A 20,291-nucleotide genomic window follows, 5' to 3' on the forward strand; every position below is an offset into this window, starting at 1 on the left:
TAGGGATGCTGCGAAGAACTGACGTCGAAGAGCCGGGGCGGATCGAAAAGCCGGGGCGGGGGCCGGGCAGGGGGACCGTCGGCGAGCGGACCGTCTATGCGGCCCGGGCGGCGTCCTCGGCGGCCAGCGCCTCGATCAGCTCGCCGCGGTTCATTGCGGAGCGCCCGCGGATGCCGGCAGCAGCCGCCTTCTCGTACAGCTCGGCCTTGCTGAGCTCGTCGAGGCCCGCCTCTGCCGGCCCGCTCTTGGTCGGCCTGCCCTTCCCGCTCGCCTTTCCGTTCGCCGTTCCTCTCGCCTTTCCGCTCGCGCCCCGGGCCCGTTCGACGCTCGCGCGCAGGGCTTCGGACAGGTCGATCACGTTGGTGGCCTCGGGGGCGGGTTCCGACTTCTCGACGGCCTCGCCGGACTCCTTGGCCTTGAGGAGGGCCGCGACCTTGTCCCGGTAGGTGTCGTGGAACTGCTCGGGGTCCCAGTCCATGGCGAGCGTGTCGATGAGCTGCTCGGCCATCCGCATCTCCTTGGCCCCGGCCCCGGTGCGCCCGGTGGGGAGGTCGGGGACCTCGTCGCGCGGGTCCCTGATCTCGTCGGCCCAGTGCAGCGTGTGGAGGGTGAGGATGCCGCCCTCGGACTTGAGGGCCACCAGATACTCCCGGCCACGCATGACGAAGGTGGCGACACCGGCCCGGCTGCTCTTCGCCAGGGCCCTTTCCAGCAGGGCGTAGACCTTGGCGTACGCCTTGTCCTTCGGCCCGAGGTAGTAGGTCCGGTCGAAGAAGATCGGATCGATGGCGTCCAGGTCCACGAACCCGCTGATCTCCAGCGCCTTCGAGCGCCCGGGCGCGATCTCGTCGAGCTCTTCGGGCTCGACGAGGACGTACGCGTCCCCCGCGTCGAAGCCCTTGACGATGTCGTCGGGCTCCACCTCCTCACCGGTCCGCTCGTTCACCCGCCGGTTGCGGATCCGGTCGGAGGTCCCTCGCTGCAACTGGTGGAAACGCAGCGTGTGCGCGGACGTGGCGGTGTACAGCCCCACGGGAACGCTGACGAGCCCGAAGCTGAGCACCCCGGTCCATATCGGTCTGGCCATCCCGCTCACCACCACCGCAGCCGTACGGCCCCCGCTGCACCGCGACTGCCCCACCGGGGTCGAGCAGAAACGGCCCAGCCGTCCGTTCCGGATCTTGGCCGGGTCCGCGGTGTCCGGCCCTGATACGAAAGAAACGACCTAGCCGCGCAGGCGCACGGCGAGGGAGGTGAGCCAGGCACCGGGGGTGAGGGAGGCCGGCGGCACGACCTCGGCACCGAGGGCGGCCAGGGCCAGGGCGAGCTCGTCCTCGTCGAGGCCGAGGGCGAGCAGGTCGTGCAGCTCCCCCGTCAGCTGGGCCACCAGGCCGGGGTCGGTGCCCTCCAGGTAGTCGGCGAGCGCGGACTCGTGGTCGCCGAACTCGTCCGGCATGTCCTGGGTGAACCAGCCGCCGAGCAGCTGCGCCAGCTCGGGGAAGCGGGCCCGCCACTCCCAGGGGGTCGCGGGCGGGCCGGGCGGCGGGGCCTGGCCGGTCGCCAGGCTCTCGTCGAGCCGGTCGGCGAGGCCCGCGAGCCAGTCCCGGATCTCCTCGGGCGGCAGGCCCAGGTCGGGCAGCCGGTAGTACTCGCCGAGCCGCAGCCGGAGCCGCCCGGGAGGGTTGTCCGCGAGGGTGCGCAGCTGCTCGGCGGCGACGGCGATGGCCCAGGGCCGGGTGCGCCAGGTCTGCCGCAGATAGCCGTCCACGGCCTCGGGAGCGCGCGCACCGAGGCCCAGATGAGAGCGGACGACCTGGTCGAGCTCGCCGTACTTGCGGTCGTGCTCGGCGGGGTTCAGGGACACGGGAGCCTCTACAGGACGACGGGCAGGGAGGAGTGCACGGTGAACGGGTGCGCGCCGGGCTCGCCGGACACGTTCCGGCGGAGCACGACCCGGGCGGCGCGCACCGGGACGGGCTCCTGGCCGGCCAGCGCCATCCCGGTGGTGAGCAGCGTCCCCACGGGATCGGGACGCGAGGGCCAGGCCGCCTCGATCACGAGCCGCCGCCGGGTGGACTGGGCGAGCCAGCGGTGGATGACCTGCTCGTTCAGGTCGATCACCTGCTGGGTGGCCCACTGGGCGGTCACCCGGTCCGGGAAGGTCGCGGCGCGGTCGGCGCGGGCCGGGACGGGCGGCACGGAGGGCTTCGACATGTCAGGGCCCATGTCAGGCTCCGCCCCAGCCGCGCAGCGTCGCCCGCTGGGCGGCGGAGTAGTTGGCGTGCCCGGTGGCGACGATGGCGTGCAGCCACTTCTGGGCGGCCTGCAGGTCCTCCACCTGCCGGTCCCAGCGGTCGAGTTCGTCGACGAAGGCCTCGCGGGCCTCGCCCTGCCAGGCCAGCACGACCGGCACCGTGCGGTCGTACAGCGCGGTCAGGCGCTCGGTGAGCCCCTTCAGGATGTCCTCGAGGTCGCCGGCGATCTCTCGCAGCGCGACCAGGTCGACGGTGATCGAGCCGTCGTCGTTCACGTTTCCCCCTGCCTCACGGACGTGCACCCGCACGTTCAGATGTCGTTGATCCTGCTGGTCGGCGCCGCTCCGCCGCCGGGGCCCGCGCCGCGCGGTCCTTCGCCGGACAGTCCGCGTACCTCCGCGTCGATGTCGACCTTCTTCATCTCGGCCCGGAACTGCCGCAGGATGTCCAGCTCCTGGCGCGTGAACCCGTCCCGGCTCATCCGCACCGCCTTCGCCAGGACCCCCAGGATCTCCCGGACCCGCACGGCGTCCGCGCCGGCCTGCCGGTGCAGCTTCCGGTACGCCGTCGCCGCCTCGCTGCGCCACCGGGCCTCGGCCCGGTCGACGATCGCGTCCATGCGGCGCACCTGCCCGTCGATGTGCGTGCGCATGGCATCCAGGTCCTCGGCAAGGCGCTTCAGGTCCTCGTCCGTCACGTCGAGGTTCGGCTCGGTGGCCATGGCGGCGGCTCCTTCCGTGGCGATGGGGTGGTGGTTCAGTGCTGCTCGGCGAAGTGGGCGTGGACGGCGTCGAGGAGCAGTCGCAGCCGGGCGCTCGTCACCGACGGCATCACGGGCGCGAAGGCCGCGTCGAGATCTTCGGGCGAGCGGAACATGTACAGGACGCGCTGGAGCTGGCCGGCGAGATCGGCGATCCTGCCGTGGCAGTCGGGGTGGTCCATGGCGACCAGCTCACGCGCCTCCGCCTCCGGGTCGCTGCCGTACTCTCCGGTGGGCAGCTGGGACGCGAACTCGTTGACGACGTCGAAGCGGGCGAGCGCCTCCCACTGCGAGAGCGGCAGCTCGTCGTAGCCCGGGCAGTCGGCGAACCACGGGTCGCGGACGAGTTCCGCCAGGGAACGCAGGAAGGCGTCGACGGGTTCGTCGCCGGCCGCCCGGGCGAGCCGGTCACGGAACACGGCCGGCCGGGTGCCGAACCGCTCCGTGCCGTACTCGTCCGCCAGTCCGTCGAGGAGCGAGGCCACCACGTCGAAGGGCATGATCCAGGCGATCGCGTGCGAGTCCTGCATCAGCCGGGAGAAGCGCTGGAGTTCGTCCTCCAGCGGGGCGGCTCCCGGGTTCCGCGAGGTCACGGCGAGATCGACGAGGCGGGCGAGTACCCCGCTGGTGAGGACGGCGTCGGTGGGTTCGGTCACCTGACGCATGTTAAGGGGCCTTCGGATAGGCGGTGAGCACGTAGAACGACTTCGACTCGGGCGAGTAGGCGAGGACCACGTGCACCGTGTGGACGTTCTTGGCCTGGGCCGAGTAGCCGGACGCGGCGAAGTCCGCCTGGCTCACGGAGGTGCCGACGGCCACCGGCTGCCCGTTCGTGTCCGTGACCGGGAAGTCCCAGGCCTTGACGGATCCGGGCTTGAAGGTGCCGTCGGCGACCTTCCGCTCCTGGTTGCGCATCCAGGTCTCCAGCTCGGTCTTCTTCGACGGGTCGTTCACCGCGGTCTGCACGTACCGCTCGGCGGACGAGAGGTCGCGGAACGTCGACGCGTCGGCGCCGCCCTGGTCTCGCAGCCGGTGCATCAGCTGCTCCGGGGTGAGCCCGATGTGCTTGTCGATCGTGTGGGCCTCCTTCCCGGGCCGCAGCGCCTCGGGGGGCGGGGGCTGGAAGTCGTTGCGCTCCCACTCCATCGACGCGAGGTCGATGCCGAACCGGGCGTTCGGGTCCCGCGACTGCTCGTTGAGCGGGACGATCGACCGGTCGAACTCGAAGAGCGAGCGCGCTCCGAACGCCTCGGCCCGCGCCGACTGCGACTGGAAGGTCGGCACCGCGCGCGAGGCCTCCCGGAGCGGCTCCAGCAGCTTCTTCACCACGTCGATCTGCGTCCGCAGCGAGGCCTCGTAGGTGTCGACGGCCTTGTTCACGGCGTCCGTGTCGATACTGGCCATCACCGCGGCGCCCAGGCCCTTCCACAGCTTCTTGAGGCGCTCGCCGAAGTTCTTGAAGAAGTCCTTGGGGTCGGTCAGGTCCAGGAGGGCCAAGGCGTCCTTGATGGCCTTGTACAGGATCCCGCGCAGCTCGGTGCGGACCTTCTCGGCGGCCTCCGCGTAGGAGCGGATGGCCTGGGCCAGCATCTGGGCCGTGGTGCTGAGGACGCCGAAGACCGGGAGGCTCGTGCCCGCGCCGGTCGGCGGCTTGTGCCCCCACTCGTAGCCGACCGTGCTCTTGCCCCAGGCCGTCGTTCCCCACAGCGACGACACGAACTGGAGCATCGCTCCGTGCCAGTCCCCGTTGGAGTGGTCGGTGATGGCGTTGACGGTGCCGTTGAGCTGCCCCTGGATGGTGCCGATGCCCGTCTGGTACGGCAGCCACGCCTGCGAGAGCTCGTTGACCCGCAGGTAGTTCGGGAGCGGCAGGATCTCCAGCGCGCGGCCGGTGCGCAGCGCCTCCTCGATCACGGTGCGCATCAGGGAGCCGGGGATGTCGCCGTCGTCGAAGATGTCGGCGAACTCGTCGACGGCGTTGCCGTCGCGCACGCCGAACGGCGGCGGGGCCGCGTACCCCGGCGGCGCGGTGATGACCTGCGGCGGCGCCTGCGGCGTGAAGGGCAGGTTGAGGGGGTGGGTGGCCGCGTCCGCCTGCCGGAAGTTGTTGGCCGTCGTGGTGAAGCCGACCGCCGCGCCGCCGATGGCGACCACCGCCTTGGCGTGGACCTCCAGCAGCAGGGCGAGGACCGCGGCGTACTGGGTGGCGAACTCGACCGTGACGGTGCCGGAGCCGCCGACCTTGGAGTAGCCGGCGTGGACGTCGAGGAACTGCGTGAGCGCCTTGTGGAACGACTGCTGCTCGACGGCGAGGGCGTTCGACACCTGGTAGAGGTGGAGCGGCTGGACGTCGAAGCCGCCGGGGCCCGTGAACGGGTTGGTCACGGTGGGCGGGGTCGCCGGAGGCAGCTGGGGCGGCGGGCCGGACTGCGGCGGGCTCGGCGACGCGTTCGGGCTCGGCGACGGCGTCGGCTGGGGGCTGGGTGTGCCCGAGGACGGACTCGGCGACGGCAGGTGCGTGGTGCCGGGTGTCGGTGTCGTCGTGGGCTGGGGGCTCGGACTCGAGCTCGGGCTCGGGCTCGGGCTCGGCGACGCGGTGGCGGTGGGGCTCGGCGTGGGCGTGCTCACCGGCGGCTCCCGGCCGTGCCGCTCGTTCCGTACGCCGCGCGGAAGCGCGCGTGCGTGGCTGTGCCCCGTCTGTGTCCCATGAGTCCCCCGGCTCCGTATCAGACTGGGGCCGAAGCTAACAAGGAAGTCGCCGAAATCCCAAAAGCAAAGAGGAGGTTGGCCGGATCTGGCGCATGACGAAGCCGGGCCCGGCCGAAAATCGGTCGGGCCCGGCTCCATTCCGCCGGTGGGGCGGCGGTCAGACGCGGTCGGCGGCGATCAGGACGTACTGGAAGGAGCCGTCCTTGTAGGACTCGATGAAGGCCTCTTCGATGCCGGTGACCAGCGAGGACGTGGCGCGCAGCTCCCAGTAGGGCAGGGTGTCGGGCGTCAGGTCGATGACGGCCTGGGGCACGAGCCGGTTGTCGGCCATGGCGCGCAGGTACTCGCGGCGGGAGTGGATGTTGCACTCGAAGTGGGCGTTGATCTGGGACACCCACTTCGAGGGCTGGCCGTACTTGGGGTTCCAGCAGCCCGTGATGGTCACGTAGCGGCCGCCCACCGCGAGGATGCGGGAGTGCTCGGCCATCAGGTCGTGCAGGTCGACGTACATGCTCGACTCGTTGTTCCACGAGGCGGCGGCCTGGCCGGTCTCGAAGGGGGTGTCGAGCATGTTGCACACGCGGGCGTGGACGTGGTCCCCGATGCCCAGCTCCTCCGCGCGCCGGTTGGCGAAGTCGGCCTGCTTGGCGGAGAGGGTGACGCCCTCGACCTTGCAGCCGAAGCGCTGGTGGGCCATGACCATCGAACCGCCGCGGCCGCAGCCGGCGTCCACCAGTGTGTCGTCGTGGCCGATGGGGCCGAGGTGCTCCAGGAGGACGTCGGTCTGCGCCGACTCCAGCCGGTGGAGCTCGGCGACGAGCTTCTTCTCGTACGCGCTGTCCTCGCGGTCGCCGAGGGCGGCGTGGTCGATCTCGCCGATGCCGTAGTGGTGGTGGTAGAGCCCGTCGACGTCGCCGAGGCGCAGGTTCACGGGCCTGGCCTCGTTGTTCCAGTAGCGGGCGATGTCCCCCTGGTAGGGCGTCGCGGGCGCAGGGACGAACGCGGAGGTGCCTTCGGCGGTGGTGAACTCGGTGCTGGTCACTGATGAAAATCCGTTTCTTTACCAGAAGTCGGGCAGGCTGTATCGATAGGTGTTGGTCTGGTGCCAGTAGTGGTTGCCGTCGAGCCACACGGCCACGCCCCTCAGGAAGCGGAGCACGTCGGGGACGGGGCAGGCGACGGCGAGGGCGGCCGATTCGGCCTCGAAGGCGTGCATGAGGTCGTTGTGGACCTCGACGGCCTTCAGATAGCCCTCCTTGGCGGAGCGGCCCTCGCGTTCGGCGATCACCACGGGCAGGTTGAGGTGCGTGCCGGGGCTGTCCAGCTCCTTGGTGTAGGAGTACAGGTCGTTCACGATGGTGGTCGCGTTCCCGGCGAGCGCGATGACCCGCTGCATGGCGGGCTGGGCGTGCAGGTCGGCCGGCAGCTCGTAGCCGCCGACGGTGTCGGTGATCGTGGGACAGGGGCGGAAGTTGTTGAACTGGCGCATCGCCAGGTACTCCCACACCTCCGGCACGTGGTCGCTCTCCGCCCAGGCCGCCTCGGCGAGGTAGCCCATGTGCAGGCGGGCCATGTCGTGCCGGTAGCGGTCGGCCTGTGACGGCGTGGCGATGGCGGTGAAGTAGCGCATCGCGGAGCGGTAGGCGCGCCGCGGGGCGTCCGACAGGAGCGATTCCTCCCAGGAGGGCTCGTACTCCTTCGTGGTGTGCAGGGGGTCGAGGGCCGTGTGGGCGAGGAGGAGGCGGCTCCCGAGACCGATGGGCGAGCCTCCGTGGTCCTCGCAGTAGCAGTCGTCGACGGCGTTCTCGGCCACCATCAGCCGCGTGGCGGCCATCAGGTGCTCGACCGTCGGGGCGTCGGGGTGGCAGGCCACCATGTAACGCCCGACGGAGAAGCCGTCGAACTGGTCCTCCCACTCCGGGGGGAAGATCTGGACCTCGTCCACGGCCCAGTCCTTGATCCGGCGGCTGACCTCCGCCACCCGCCCCGCGTCGGGCTCCGGAATCGGGTGGAAGTACAGGCCCGGGATGGGCGTGCCCTCCGCCGCGGACGTGGGGCCCGGCGGCTCCGGTGCGGCCGACGGCTCCGGACGGCGGGCCAGCGAGAGGGCCGCCGTGCCGAGACCGCTGGGGCCGCGCAGGATCCGGGCGATCTCGGGCCGCGCCGGTACGGGCGGTTCGACGGGCACCTCGACGCGCAGGTCGGCCAACGGGGGGACCGACGGGGTCGCCGGCGGGATCGCCGGCACCTCGACGGGCACCGCGTCCACCGACGGCGCGGGCGCCGGGGCGGTCACGGCCCCGAGGGCGGGGAACGCGGGGGACGGCGGACCGGGCAGCGGCGGCCGGGCGGCCGGTCCTGACTGCCCGGGGGAAAGCCCGGGATCGGGCATCCGTGGCTCCTTGCTGGGGTGGTGGGGCCGTCCCGGACCAGGACGGTCCCGGCCCGGCGCGGCCCTCGGGCGGTTTCGTCGCCGGACCTGGACTAGTCGCGCCTACGGGCGATCTGCACGTTCTCCAGCACGCCGAGCGCGTCGGGCACCAGGACGGCGGCGGAGTAGTACGTGGTGACGAGGTACGAGATGATCGCCTGCTCGCTGATGCCCATGAAGCGCACCGACAGGCCCGGCTCGTACTCCTCCGGCAGACCGGTCTGGTGCAGGCCGATGACGCCCTGGTTGTCCTCGCCCGTACGCATGGCGATGACCGAGCTGGTCTGCTCCTTGCTGATGGGGATCTTGCTGCAGGGCAGGATCGGCACGCCGCGCCAGGCCGGGACCGACTGCCCGCCGAGGTCGACGTGGTCCGGGTAGAGCCCGCGGGCGTTGAACTCGCGCCCGATCGCCGCGATGGTCTTGGGGTGGGCGAACAGGAACTTGGTCCCGCGGCGGCGGCAGAGCAGCTCATCGAGGTCGTCCGGGGTGGGCGGGCCCGAGTGGGTCTGGATCCGCTGCTTGAAGTCGGCGTTGTGGAGCAGACCGAACTCACGGTTGTTGATCAGCTCGTGCTCCTGGCGCTCCCGCAGCGCCTCGATGGTGAGCCGGAGCTGTTCCTCGGTCTGGTTCATCGGGCCGTTGTAGAGGTCGGCGACCCTGGTGTGGACCTTGAGCACGGTCTGGGCGACGGAGAGCTCGTACTCGCGCGGCTTGAGCTCGTAGTCCACGAAGGCGCCGGGGAGTTCGACCTCGCCGACGTGGCCGGCGGACATCGCGATCTCGGCCTCGCCGTGCTTGTTCTGCCGCTGCTGGGGCAGCGAGCTGAACTCCTGGATGTGGGTCTGCAGGCTCGGCGCGGCGGACATCACGGAGGCGAAGTCGGCGCGGGAGAGGGTGAGCAGGGTGCCGGGCGTCTCGGCGGTGGCGGTGTAGTCCCACCTGGCGTCGGCGTCCAGGAGGGCGTTCTCGCCGAACCGGTCGCCGTCGGCGAGGACCGCGACGGCGACCTCGTCGCCGTACTTGCCGACCGAGCTCTGGCTGACGCGGCCGTGGGCGACGAGGTGGATCTGCTCGGCGGGGGCGCCGCGTTCGACGAGCACCTCGCCGGCACGGAAGTCGCGCTGGACGCACCGGTCGGCCAGGGCGCGCAGCACCTCCTCGTCCTCGAAGCCGCGCAGCAGGGCGAGTTCGCCGAGTTCACGAGGGATCACGCGGACGGCGCCGCCGTCCTGGATGAACTCGATCACCCCGTCGCCGACGGTGTAGCTCAGTCGGCGGTTCACCCGGTAGGCGCCGCCCTTCGTCTCCACCCAGGGGAGCGAGCGCAGCAGCCACCGGGAGGTGATCTCCTGCATCTGCGGGGCGGACTTGGTCGTGGTGGCGAGGTTCCGGGCAGCCGCGGTGCTCAGGCTGGACTGCGGCCGCGGCTGCTCTACCTGCGTGTCCGGGCCGGTCTCAACGGTCATGGGACGAGCTCTCCTTGAAAAGAGGAAAAACCGACACAATCTCTGGGAATCCAGGGGAATCCGTCCAGATCCCGGGGAACAGTAACGGCCCGCTCACCCGGCACGCCCGGCGAGCCCGGGGGCATTACCTCGAAGCGGTGATCTTGCTTCGCGCGGGGTTTATCCGGGCCGACGACGACATTCGAGCCACGGGTGGAGCGCGCACGCCGGCGTACGGCACAGCCTGCAGGCCCTACGACAACTTTTATGCAAGCAGCCGCTTTTGACGACTCATCAGGGAGGGAGGCAGGGGGGCGCGGGACGACAGGGGCGCACGACCGCGTCCGCCGAACGGGGCGCCCCGAGCCGTCACGGCGAAGAGGTTTCAGCCACGGTCGGGCGGTCCGCAGGCCCCGAGCACGCCCGTTCGACGCCGACACGACCCGGCGCACGCCGCGCCGACGGGTCACGCCTCGCGCCTCCCTGGCCCTCGCGCCGTCCCGTCGCCTCCCGCCTCCCACCTCCCACCTCCCACGCCTCTCGCATCCCGTCACCCGTGGGCGCCCGCCGGCATGCGATGACATGACCGTTCCGCCCGATGGGTACGCGGTCCATGACCCCGGCGCGGACCGCGCACCCGGGGAGGCAGGGCCCGGACGGCCCGGAAGAGGGGGAACGGAATGCGCGACGAAGGGGCGGAGCAGGGGGCGCTGTCGGCGGCAGAGCTGTTCGACGGTCTGGGCCTCGACTACGAGAAGGCCTTCGGGCAGCTGCCGGAGCAACGGGCCGCGGTCGACTGGCTGACCGCACGTCTCGCCCCGGGCTCCCGCGTCCTGGACGTCGGCAGCGGCACCGGCCGGCCGGTCGCCGAGCTGCTCGTCCACGCCGGACACGAGGTCACCGGCATCGACGTGTCCGCGACGATGGTGGAGCTGGCGCGACAGCAGGTGGCCGGAGCCCGCTTCGAGCAGTGCGACGTCCGCGACTTCACACCCCCCGAGGGCGGCTACGCGGCCGTGTGCGCGTTCTTCCCGCTCCTCATGATGACCCGCGCCGAGGCCTCGGCGGCCCTGCGCCGCATGTCGACCTGGCTGGCCCCCGGCGGCTACCTGGTGAGCGCCACCGTGCCCGCGGACGTCGAGGACGTGGAGATCGTCTGGATGGGCCGCCAGGCCCGGGTCTCCAGCTTCTCCGCCGCCGACTACGTGCGCCTGCTGCGCGAGGACTGCGGCCTCGACATCCTCCACGAGTCCGTGTCCGTCTTCCGCCCGGCGGAGGCCTCGGCGGGACCGGAGGAGCACCTGTTCTGCTACGCGCGCCGCGGGGCCACCACCGCCGCGCCCCGACCCGCGGTCTCCCCCTGAGCGGCTCCGTCCCCACCATGGCGCCACCCTGACCTCGGATGGCGCCACATGGCACCGCCTGGCGCCACGCGAGTTCCCGCAGGGGGCCCATCATGGCGTCACCGCAGCGCCATCTCGTGCCAGATGGCGCCACATCCGCTTGCCATGGCGCCACGATGGTGCCATGATGATGCACATGGACCTGACCCCCTACGTCGATCACCTCCGCCGCGAGCTGGCGGTCGCCGCCGACGCGGGCGGGGAGGACGCGCGTGCCCTGGCCGAGCGCCTGACCGCCCCCTTGGAGTCCGCCGCACGACTCACCCTCCTGAACGCACTGTCCGCGGCCTCCGACGAGATCACCCGTGAGCTGGCGCCCGGCTCGGTGGACGTACGGCTGCGGGGGCTCGACCCGGAGTTCGTGGTCACGGCGCCGCCGGCCGCGGAGGTGCCTGCCGTCGGCCCGGCCGACATGGCGCCACCGACGGCACCGCCCGCACCACCCGCGCCCCTCCCGGCGGACGCCGACGAGGGCAACACGGCCCGCATCAACTTCCGCCTCCCGGCCCACCTCAAGGCCCGCGTCGAGGACACGGCCGGCCAGGAGGGCCTGTCCGTCAACGCCTGGCTCGTACGGGCGGTGGCCACCGCGCTGGACCCGGGCGCGGCCGCACAGCCGGCCGCCGCCCCGCGCTCCGTGCGTCCGGCCAAGGGCAACAGCTACCAGGGGTGGGTCCGCTAGCGGCCCCGACGGCCCGCACCTCCCCCACCTGCGCCTCCAGCCTTCACCGTCGAGAGGACGGCACAGCCATGCCTTCTTACGAAACACCCCAACCCATCACCGTCATCGTCGAGTTCGACCTCGGCAACGTGCAGCTCACCGCGAGCGGGCGCACGGACACGGTCGTCGAGGTGCTGCCGAGCACCGGCGTCGAGGACAACGACGTGAAGACGGTGCAGCAGACGAAGGTCACGTACGCCAACGGCGTCCTGACGATCAAGGGGCCCAAGAAGCGCTCCCCGTTCGGCAAGGTCGGCTCCATCGACGTCACCGTCGAGCTCCCCGCCGGCTCCCACCTCCAGGCCACCACCGCCATGGGCGACTTCGTGAGCCAGGGCCGACTCGGCGAATGCCGGGTCAAGACCTCGGTCGGCGACATCCGGCTCGACGAGACGGGCGTCGCCAACCTGCGCACCAGCCACGGCGACATCCGCGTCGAACGCATGGTGGGCGACGCCGAGATCAACGGTTCGGGCCGGATCGACATCGGCGAGATCGTGGGCGCGGCGACCCTCAAGAACGGCATCGGCGAGACCATGATCGGCACGATCACGGGCGACCTGAAGGCGAACACCTCCATGGGTCGCGTCACGGTCGGCCTCGCGGAGACGTCGGTCGACATCAGGACCTCCCAGGGCACCATCCAGGTGAACGAGGTGGTCCGCGGCAGGATCGACCTCCAGACCTCGCTCGGCGGTCTCGACATCGGCCTCCGCGAGTCCAGCGCGGCCTGGCTGGACCTCAGCTCCAAGGTCGGAGTCGTACGCAACTCCCTCGGCGCCGCGGAGGGCCCGGGCGACGCCGAGCACACCGTCGAGATCCACGGCCGCACGCACGCCGGCGACATCGTGATCCGTCGCGCCTGATCCGTCGCGCCTGATCCGTCGCGCCTCATCGCCCGGTCCTCACGCCGGCCGTCGGTGACGAGGGAGTCGGACGCCGCCGCCCCCGACGGCGTCCGGCCCATGCCTCCCCGTGTCCCGTACGCACATGTGACATGTCACATCGCATGGTGCCGAGTCCTGCTCCACGAGCTCTGCGGCCCCGCCCCTTCGCCCCCCTTCCCAGACCACGGACGACCACGGACCACCACGAAACCGCATGCCCCTCATCGCACAGGACCCACCGCAGTCCACTCGTCCACGGAGGACACCATGTCGCACACCCCGTCGCCGGACGCGCCGCTTACGCTCCCCACGGAGCGCGCGGCCGGCTGCCCCTTCGACCCGCCCGCCGGCCTGGCTGCGGTCCGCGATCGGGCCCCGCTGACCCGGCTCACCTACCCGGACGGCCACCTCGGCCGGCTGGCCACCGGCCACGCCGCGGTCCGGGCGATCCTGGCCGACCCCCGGTTCAGCTCCCGCTACGAGCTCATGCACCATCCCTTCCCCGGGGGCCCCGAGGGCCCGCTGCCACCCGCCCCCGTCGGCGACATGACCGGGATGGACGCCCCCGAGCACACCCGCTACCGCCGTCTCCTCATGGGCCGGTTCACCGTTCGCCGTATGCGTCGACTCAGCGATCGCGTACGGGAGATCACCACCGCACAACTGGACGCGCTGGAGCGCGGGGGCCCGGGCGCCGACCTGGTCGAGGTCTTCGCCCGCCCCGTCCCCGCCCTGGTGATCTGCGAGCTGCTCGGCGTTCCGTACACCGACCGCGAACGCTTCCAGGGCCACGCCGACACGATCATGTCCATGGACGTGTCGCCCGAGGACCGGTACGCGGCCATGGCCGGACTCCACGAGTACATGGCGGAACTGGTCCGCGCCAAGCGCGCCGAACCCAGCGACGACCTCCTCGGCGACCTCGCCCGCGACGTGGACCTCACCGACGAGGAGCTCGTCGGCATCGGCGGCTTCCTGCTCGCCGCCGGGCTCGACACCACCGCCAACATGATCGCCCACGGCACGTTCGCTCTGCTGAGCAACCCCGCCCAGGCGCAGGCCCTGCGCCAGGACCCGGACCTCGCCCCGCAGGCCGTCGAGGAGCTGATGCGCTTCCTGACGATCGCTCACACCAGCGTCAGGACCGCGCTGGAGGACGTCGAGGTGGACGGACGCCTCATCAGGGCGGGCGAGAGCGTCACCCTCTCGCTGGAGGCCGCGAACCGCGACCCGGAGCGCTTCGCCGACCCCGACCTCCTCGACCTGCGGCGCGCGGCCACCGGTCACCTCGGCTTCGGACACGGCATCCACCAGTGTCTGGGCCAGCAACTCGCGCGCGTGGAGCTGACGGTGGCCCTGCCCGCCCTCCTCGACCGGTTCCCCACGCTCCGGCTCGCCGTCCCGGCCGACGAGGTGCCCCTGCGCACCGACATGAACATCTACGGTGTGCACCGGCTGCCGGTCACCTGGGACCGGGACCGCTGACCGTGGAGGTCCGCACCGACCGCGACCGGTGCATCGGCGCCGGCATGTGCGCCCTGACCGCCCCGGCGGTCTTCGACCAGGACGAGGCCGAGGGTCTCGTCGACCTGCTGGACGCCCACCCGCCGCGGGACCAGTACACGGCCGTACGTCTCGCCGCCGGCACCTGCCCTGCCGCGGCCATCGGGCTCACCGAGCCGGGCCCCTCCGCCGCCGCGTAGTCGCGGCCGCATCCCACCTCAGGCGTCACCCGGAGCGATGTCCGCTCCGCGCTGCCCGCCGCACCCTTCTCACGACAGGATCCCGCCACCGTGGCAACGTTCCTCTCCAGACTCGGCCGCTTCTGCTTCCGCCGGCGTGGCCTCGTCCTCCTCCTCTGGCTCCTCGCCCTCTTCGGTGCCGGCTTCGCGGCCTCCACCGCCCCGCCGCCCCCCGCCGACACGTTCTCGATGCCGGGCACGGAGTCGCAGCAGGCCTTCGACCTCCTCCAGAAGAAGTTCCCGGACGCGCGCGCGGACGGTGCCGCCGCCCGCGTCGTGATCCGCGCCCCCGGCACGGAGCAGATCACCTCCGCCGCCCGCCGGGCACAGGTCGGGCGACTCGTCGCCGGCCTGTCCGAGGCTCCGCAAGTCGCCTCCGTGGCCGACCCGTTCGAGGCGAACGCGGTGAGCCACGACCGGACGACCACGTACGCCTACGTCACGTACGAGGCGACGGCCCTGGAACTCACCGACGCGGCGCACGACGGCCTCGACGAGGCGATGGACCGGGCCCGCTCCGAAGGCCTCGTCGTCGAGGCGGGCGGCGACGCGGTCGAGGTCGAGCAGGCCATGGACGGTACCGGCGAGAAGCTCGGCATCCTGCTCTCCGCCGTCGTCCTGCTCCTCACGTTCGGCTCCCTGGTCGCGGCCGGCATGCCGCTCCTGACCGCGCTGATCGGCGTGGGCATCGGCATCAGCGGCATCACCGCGCTCGGCAGCACGCTCGGCCTGTCGTCCACGACCTCCACGCTCGCGATGATGCTCGGCCTCGCGGTCGGCATCGACTACGCCCTGTTCATCGTCTCCCGCTACCGCTCCGAGATCGCCGAGGGACGTGAGCGCGCGGACGCCGCCGCCCGCGCCGTGGGCACCGCGGGTTCCGCCGTCGTCTTCGCCGGCCTCACCGTGATCATCGCCCTGGCCGGTCTCGCTGTCGTCGGCGTCCCGATGCTCACCAAGATGGGCCTGACCGCCGCCGGTACGGTCGCCGTGGCCGTCCTCGTGGCGGTCACGTTCGTCCCCGCGCTCCTCGGCTGGGCCCCCGTCAAGGTCCTCGCCCGCCGGGACCGCAAGCCGTACACCGGCACGCCCTTGACGAAGCGTCAGCAGCGCGTGGCCGCCGAGCGCGCAGCCCGTACCAAGCCCCGGCTCGGTGCCCGCTGGGCCGGCTTCGTCCTGCGCCACCCGGTCGCCGTCCTGCTGGTCGGCGTGGTCGGCCTGGGCGCCGTGGCCGCGCCCGCCGCGAGCCTCGAACTGGGCCTCCCGGGCGAGGGCACGATGGCCCCGCACACCACCCAGCGCAAGGCGTACGACATGCTGTCCGACTCCTTCGGCCCCGGCTTCAACGGCCCCCTGACGGTCACGATCGAGGCACGGGCCGCGAAGCCGGCGGCGGAGCAGGTCCGCTCGTCCCTGGCGAGGGTCCGCGGCGTGGCCGCCGTGTCCCCCGCCACGACGAACCCTTCGAACGACACGGCCGTCCTCACCGTCGTTCCGTCGACGGGACCGACCGACACGAGGACCGAGGACCTGGTCCGCTCCCTGCGCGCCATGGCCGGCGGTCTGGAGTCGCGGACCGGCGCGGCCACGATCATGGTCGCCGGGCAGACCGCGATGTTCCTCGACTTCTCCCGGACCCTGGACGAGGCGCTGCTGCCGTACCTGGGGCTCGTCGTCGGCCTGGCCTTCCTGCTGCTCATACTGGTCTTCCGCTCCGTGCTCGTCCCCCTCAAGGCGGCCCTCGGCTTCCTGTTGTCGGTGACCGCGGCCCTGGGCGCCGTCGTGGCCGTCTTCCAGTGGGGCTGGCTCGCCGACCTCCTGGGTGTCGACCAGCCGGGCCCGGTCATGAGCACCCTGCCGATCTTCATGATCGGCGTGGTCTTCGGCCTGGCGATGGACTACGAGGTGTTCCTGGTGTCCCGCATGCGGGAGGCGTACGTCCACGGCGCCCGGCCCGCAGAGGCGGTCGTCACCGGCTTCCGGTACGGCGGCCGGGTCGTCACCGCCGCCGCGATCATCATGGCCAGCGTCTTCTCCGGCTTCATGATGGAGGACAACGACTTCGTGAAGATGATCGGCTTCGGTCTCGCCGCCGCCGTCCTCTTCGACGCCTTCGTGGTCCGCATGGCCGTCGTCCCCGCCCTCTTCGCCCTCCTCGGCCGCTCGGCCTGGTGGCTTCCCCGATGGCTGGACCGTCTGCTGCCGCGCATCGACGTCGAGGGCGAGCAGCTGACCGCCCGGCGCGCGACGCCGACGGCCGACCCGGGACGGGACCGCCACCTGGTGGGCTGACCGCACCCTGCTCGCGGCGCTCCGTCCGGGGGCCGTTCCCGATCGTCGGGAACGGCCCCCGGTTCGGTCCGGCCGTGCCGGCCGCTCCTCACCCCTGGGGGTGGAACCACGCGGTCCAGTGAGCGCAGTCCGGCCCGCCGCGCCTTGGTCGGCCGCGGCCGTCCCAGAAGGCTGTGGTCCCCCATGATCCGACGGACGGAGTGGTCCCGCATGCCCCTGTTCCGCATGCCCCTGTTCTCCCCCTGGCGCCGGGCCGGGCGCACCGGCGCGGTGGGCGCCGCCGGCCTGGCGCTGGTACTGAGCCTGCCCCTGCCCGCGGCGGCCGCCCCCGGCGGGCTCGATCCCGCCTTCGGCGGCGACGGCAAGGTCGTCACGGACGTGACCGGCTACGACACCAGCCCGGGCATGGTCGTCCAACCGGACGGCAAGATCGTCACCATCGGCCGGGCCAACTTCGAAGAGACCTCCACCGACTTCTCGCTGGTGCGCCACAACCCCGACGGCAGCCTGGACACGACCTTCGGCGGCGGCGACGGCGTGGTCACCACCGACTTCGACTTCGGCAACGACGAGGGCACAGCCGTGGCCCTGCAGCCCGACGGCAAGATCGTCGCGGTCGGCGGCACCGCCAACCTCTCCGGCAACGGTGCCTGGCTGGCGGCCCGTTACACCCCTGATGGCAGTCTGGACCCCACCTTCGACGGCGACGGCAAGGTCGTCACCGAGATCGACGTCAACGCGATCGAGACCGCGCTGGCCGTCGTGGTGCAGCCCGACGGCAGGATCGTCGCGGGCGGTGAGAGCATCGGGGTGTGGTCGCTGGTGCGCTGGAACCCCAACGGCTCCCAGGACCCGACGTTCGGCGGGGACGGCATCGTCACGACGTCCTTCGGCCCCACCTGCTGCCAGGCCGTCACCGATCTCGCGCTGCAGCCCGACGGCAGGATCGTCGCCGCCGGGCACGCCGACGGTCTGGCGCTGACCCGCTACAACACCGACGGCAGCCTGGACACGAGCTTCGACGGCGACGGGCGGGTGACGACCGGCACCGGTGCCGCCGAGGGGGTGGCGTTGCAGTCCGACGGACGGATCGTGGCCGCCGGCAAGGAGGGCAACGCCTTCCTGGTGACCCGCTTCACCGCCGCCGGCGCCCCGGACACCAGCTTCGACGGCGACGGCCGGGTCACCACCTCCTTCGGCCCCGAGGACGGCGGCGCGGAGGACGTGGTGCTGCAGTCCGACGGAAGGATCGTCACGGCCGGCCGGTACGCGGGCGACTTCGCGCTCGCGCGGTACAACACCGGCGGCGGCCTCGACACGGGGTTCGACGGCGACGGCCGCGTGACCACCGACTTCGGAGGACCCGAGGACCAGGCGGGGGCGGTGGCGCTGCAGTCCGACGGAAAGATCCTCGCCGCCGGCAGCGCCGGCCCCGCGGTCAGCGTCGACACCGACCGGGCCCTCGCCCGTTACCTGGGCGGCGGGGGCGTCGAGCCGCCGCCCGGCGCGGACGTGTCGGTGACGAAGACCGGGCCCGGCACGGCCGCCATCGGCGACACCGTCACGTACACGGTGACGGTGAGGAACACCAGTGCCACGACGACGGCGACGGACGTGCAGCTCACCGACACCCTGACGGGCACCGCGACCCTCCTGTCGGCCACGACCGACCGCGGCACCTGCACCCTCGCCGCCGGCCGGGTCACCTGCGCGATCGGTTCGCTCGGCCCCGGCACCACCGCCACCGTGACGATCGTCGCCGAGCCCTCCCGCACCGGCACCCTCACCGACACCGTGACGGTCACCGCGGCCCAGAGCGACCCCGTGACGAGCAACAACACCGCGACCCGCACCACCACGGTGAGCAACAGCCGCGGCTGCACCGTCATCGGCACCAGTGGGAACGACACCCTCAACGGCGGCTACGCGAACGACGTGATCTGCGCTCTCAGCGGCAACGACACCGTCAACGCGGGCTACGGCACCGACACCGTCCACGCCGGGCCGGGCAACGACCGGGTCGACGGCGGCTATCACAGCGACAAGCTCATCGGCGGCCCGGGCGGCGACACGCTGATCGGCAACTACGGCAACGACACCCTCGACACCGTCGACGGAGTCTCCGGCAACGACACGGCGAACGGCGGCTACAACACCGACACCTGCACCACCGACACGGGCGACACCCGCATCAGCTGCCCGTGACGGCCACGCCCACGGCCCACCCCAGCTCATGGGCCCGTGCGCGGGCCGCCGTCGCCCGGGCCGGATCGCCCTCGGCCTCGGCGAGGCGGGCCTGGGTCAGCCAGTTGTACGTGCTCTGCGGGCGCAGTGCGGTGCGCTCGCTGAGCAGGGCGCGGGCGAGGTCGAGACGCCCGGCGTTCAGGGCGGCGTCCAGAAGGGTCTTCTGGACGGCGTCGCGCTGGGCGTGGCTGCCGCCGAACTCGTGCAGCCGACGGCGCAGCGGCCACAGGCGCTCGACGACCGTCGCGTGGTCGCCGCGCGCGTGGGCGATGACCGCTTCGCAGACCGGCAGCCCGATCTCGGCGGTCATCGCGCGGTTGGTGACCGTCCCCGGAGCGGTCCGGGCGAGCCATCGGCGTCGGTCGACGACGAGCCGCTCGGCCTCGGCGACGCGTCCGGCGCCGGCGTACGCCATGACGGCGTGCACGTCGTTGAAGGCGTAGAACGGCGGATCCGCGCGTGCGGCCCAGGCGTCGGCGAGCGCCTCCCAACGGGGCGTGAGATCCACACCGTTCAGGCGGAAGCGCCACAACAGGGCGGCTCCGTCGAGGAGTTCCATGGCGAGGCCGGGCGATTGCTCGTGGTGCAGGGTGGTGTCGTAGACGCGGAGCGCGGCGTCCGGGTCCCCCGCCTCCAGGGCGAACAGCGCGTAGTGCCACCAGTTGTGCACGGTCAGGAAGGTGTCGGCCGTCCAGTCGCCGGACCGCGTGTCGTACCAGGCGATGCCGTCGGAGAACCGGCCGCGCATCTCGTGCGCGTGGGCCACGGCGTGGATGGCCCACACGTCGCGCGCGTTCTGCTCGACGGCGGCCGTGCCCGCCTCGGCCGCTTCCGCGTAGTGGCCCGCCTCTTCGAGGCCGAAGGCGTACATGCCGAGGACCGGGCCGCGATGGGGGTCGTCCGGCTCCCAGGCGGACAGGGCCCCGCCCACCCGGTCCCGCAGGCGCACGGCGTCGCCGGTGAGGAAGTCCAGCTGGTGGCCCACGAAGAGGGCCAGCGCGTCTCGCGGATAGGCGAGGCTCGTCTCCTCCAGGATCCCGCTCGCCCGGTGCAGATCGCCCGCGAGCAGTGCCGCGGCGGCGGCCATGTGGAGGCGCTCGCGCGGCGGCAGCGCCGTGGGGTCCAGGCGCGAGCCGAACGCCTCGAACCGCTGCCGCGCGGCGGCCGCGTCCGCCGCCTCCGTGCCCAGGACGCCCAGGTAGGCGGCGAGCGCCTGCCCGACGGGCGCGTGGGGGTCGGTCGCGAGCAGGTCCGCCACGGCGGGCACCAGTTCGGGGCTGAAGAACAGCAGTGCTTCCACGGCGCGGTCCAAGTGCGCCGCGCCCTCCTTCGTCCCCTCGTGGAGCACATGGCCGTATCGGTCGGTCACCACGTCCGATCACCCCTCCGATGTCCGTGA

At 72.3% G+C, this 20,291-nt stretch carries 19 protein-coding genes; 8 read left to right on the top strand and 11 right to left on the bottom strand.

From position 1 onward, the window contains the following. Nucleotides 1-94: 94 nt before the first annotated feature. From AB0M16_RS26200 to AB0M16_RS26230, 7 genes are all read right to left on the bottom strand, one after another. On the bottom strand, nucleotides 95-1,087 hold the full coding sequence (locus AB0M16_RS26200; RefSeq protein WP_365346965.1) for a Ku protein: 993 nt from the start codon (nucleotides 1,085-1,087) through the stop codon (nucleotides 95-97). A 138-nt stretch (nucleotides 1,088-1,225) separates the two neighbouring features. Further along, nucleotides 1,226-1,864: a contact-dependent growth inhibition system immunity protein gene (locus AB0M16_RS26205; protein ID WP_365346967.1), complete on the bottom strand. Its 639-nt coding sequence runs from the start codon at nucleotides 1,862-1,864 to the stop codon at nucleotides 1,226-1,228. An 8-nt stretch (nucleotides 1,865-1,872) separates the two neighbouring features. Then, complete coding sequence (locus AB0M16_RS26210) at nucleotides 1,873-2,226, bottom strand: RNase A-like domain-containing protein (RefSeq protein WP_365346969.1); 354 nt, start codon at nucleotides 2,224-2,226, stop codon at nucleotides 1,873-1,875. A 1-nt stretch (nucleotide 2,227) separates the two neighbouring features. After that, nucleotides 2,228-2,530, bottom strand: a complete 303-nt coding sequence (locus AB0M16_RS26215; RefSeq protein WP_365346971.1) for a WXG100 family type VII secretion target — start codon at nucleotides 2,528-2,530, stop codon at nucleotides 2,228-2,230. Between the two features lie 35 nt (nucleotides 2,531-2,565). Continuing rightward, nucleotides 2,566-2,976 (bottom strand): WXG100 family type VII secretion target, encoded by a 411-nt coding sequence (locus AB0M16_RS26220; RefSeq protein WP_365346973.1) that lies wholly within the window; start codon nucleotides 2,974-2,976, stop codon nucleotides 2,566-2,568. Nucleotides 2,977-3,011: 35 nt separating this feature from the next. Next, nucleotides 3,012-3,671, bottom strand: a complete 660-nt coding sequence (locus tag AB0M16_RS26225; protein WP_365346975.1) for a hypothetical protein — start codon at nucleotides 3,669-3,671, stop codon at nucleotides 3,012-3,014. Nucleotides 3,672-3,681: 10 nt separating this feature from the next. Next, nucleotides 3,682-5,400, bottom strand: a complete 1,719-nt coding sequence (locus AB0M16_RS26230; RefSeq protein WP_365346977.1) for an RNase A-like domain-containing protein — start codon at nucleotides 5,398-5,400, stop codon at nucleotides 3,682-3,684. Here AB0M16_RS26230 and AB0M16_RS26235 point away from each other — a divergent pair. Beyond that, the gene (locus AB0M16_RS26235) at nucleotides 5,384-5,725 is read left to right on the top strand and encodes a hypothetical protein (protein WP_365346979.1); all 342 of its coding nucleotides are present in this window, start codon (nucleotides 5,384-5,386) and stop codon (nucleotides 5,723-5,725) included. The genes AB0M16_RS26230 and AB0M16_RS26235 overlap by 17 nt on opposite strands. A gap of 156 nt (nucleotides 5,726-5,881) precedes the next feature. Here AB0M16_RS26235 and AB0M16_RS26240 read toward each other — a convergent pair whose 3' ends face one another. The 3 genes from AB0M16_RS26240 to AB0M16_RS26250 all read right to left on the bottom strand — a co-directional run bounded on the left by AB0M16_RS26240 (nucleotide 5,882) and on the right by AB0M16_RS26250 (nucleotide 9,624). After that, nucleotides 5,882-6,766, bottom strand: a complete 885-nt coding sequence (locus AB0M16_RS26240; RefSeq protein ID WP_365346981.1) for a geranyl diphosphate 2-C-methyltransferase — start codon at nucleotides 6,764-6,766, stop codon at nucleotides 5,882-5,884. A gap of 18 nt (nucleotides 6,767-6,784) precedes the next feature. Further along, nucleotides 6,785-8,116, bottom strand: coding sequence for a family 2 encapsulin nanocompartment cargo protein terpene cyclase (locus AB0M16_RS26245; RefSeq protein ID WP_365346983.1), 1,332 nt, complete (start codon nucleotides 8,114-8,116; stop codon nucleotides 6,785-6,787). 92 nt (nucleotides 8,117-8,208) lie between these two features. After that, on the bottom strand, nucleotides 8,209-9,624 hold the full coding sequence (locus tag AB0M16_RS26250; protein ID WP_365346985.1) for a family 2B encapsulin nanocompartment shell protein: 1,416 nt from the start codon (nucleotides 9,622-9,624) through the stop codon (nucleotides 8,209-8,211). A 659-nt stretch (nucleotides 9,625-10,283) separates the two neighbouring features. Here AB0M16_RS26250 and AB0M16_RS26255 point away from each other — a divergent pair. The 7 genes from AB0M16_RS26255 (at nucleotide 10,284) to AB0M16_RS26285 (ending at nucleotide 18,853) form a co-directional block, all read left to right on the top strand. Further along, the gene (locus AB0M16_RS26255; protein ID WP_365346987.1) at nucleotides 10,284-10,967 is read left to right on the top strand and encodes a class I SAM-dependent methyltransferase; all 684 of its coding nucleotides are present in this window, start codon (nucleotides 10,284-10,286) and stop codon (nucleotides 10,965-10,967) included. 175 nt (nucleotides 10,968-11,142) lie between these two features. Then, on the top strand, nucleotides 11,143-11,688 hold the full coding sequence (locus AB0M16_RS26260) for a hypothetical protein (RefSeq protein ID WP_365347093.1): 546 nt from the start codon (nucleotides 11,143-11,145) through the stop codon (nucleotides 11,686-11,688). Between the two features lie 68 nt (nucleotides 11,689-11,756). Then, a complete protein-coding gene (locus tag AB0M16_RS26265; protein ID WP_365346989.1) occupies nucleotides 11,757-12,593 on the top strand; it encodes a DUF4097 family beta strand repeat-containing protein in 837 nt (278 codons plus the stop codon). Between the two features lie 288 nt (nucleotides 12,594-12,881). Then, nucleotides 12,882-14,099, top strand: a complete 1,218-nt coding sequence (locus AB0M16_RS26270; protein WP_365346991.1) for a cytochrome P450 — start codon at nucleotides 12,882-12,884, stop codon at nucleotides 14,097-14,099. A 2-nt stretch (nucleotides 14,100-14,101) separates the two neighbouring features. Then, nucleotides 14,102-14,317, top strand: a complete 216-nt coding sequence (locus tag AB0M16_RS26275; protein ID WP_365346993.1) for a ferredoxin — start codon at nucleotides 14,102-14,104, stop codon at nucleotides 14,315-14,317. Between the two features lie 90 nt (nucleotides 14,318-14,407). After that, nucleotides 14,408-16,648, top strand: coding sequence for an MMPL family transporter (locus AB0M16_RS26280; RefSeq protein WP_365346995.1), 2,241 nt, complete (start codon nucleotides 14,408-14,410; stop codon nucleotides 16,646-16,648). Between the two features lie 210 nt (nucleotides 16,649-16,858). After that, nucleotides 16,859-18,853 (top strand): calcium-binding protein, encoded by a 1,995-nt coding sequence (locus tag AB0M16_RS26285; RefSeq protein ID WP_365346997.1) that lies wholly within the window; start codon nucleotides 16,859-16,861, stop codon nucleotides 18,851-18,853. On the opposite strand, the gene AB0M16_RS26290 is transcribed toward AB0M16_RS26285, so the two are convergent. After that, entirely contained in the window at nucleotides 18,840-20,264 is a 1,425-nt protein-coding gene (locus tag AB0M16_RS26290; RefSeq protein ID WP_365346999.1) for a tetratricopeptide repeat protein, read from the bottom strand. The two genes, AB0M16_RS26285 and AB0M16_RS26290, sit on opposite strands and share 14 nt — an antisense overlap. Nucleotides 20,265-20,291: the final 27 nt, after the last annotated feature.

Source organism: Streptomyces sp. NPDC051921, assembly GCF_040680975.1.
Classification (GTDB): domain Bacteria; phylum Actinomycetota; class Actinomycetes; order Streptomycetales; family Streptomycetaceae; genus Streptomyces.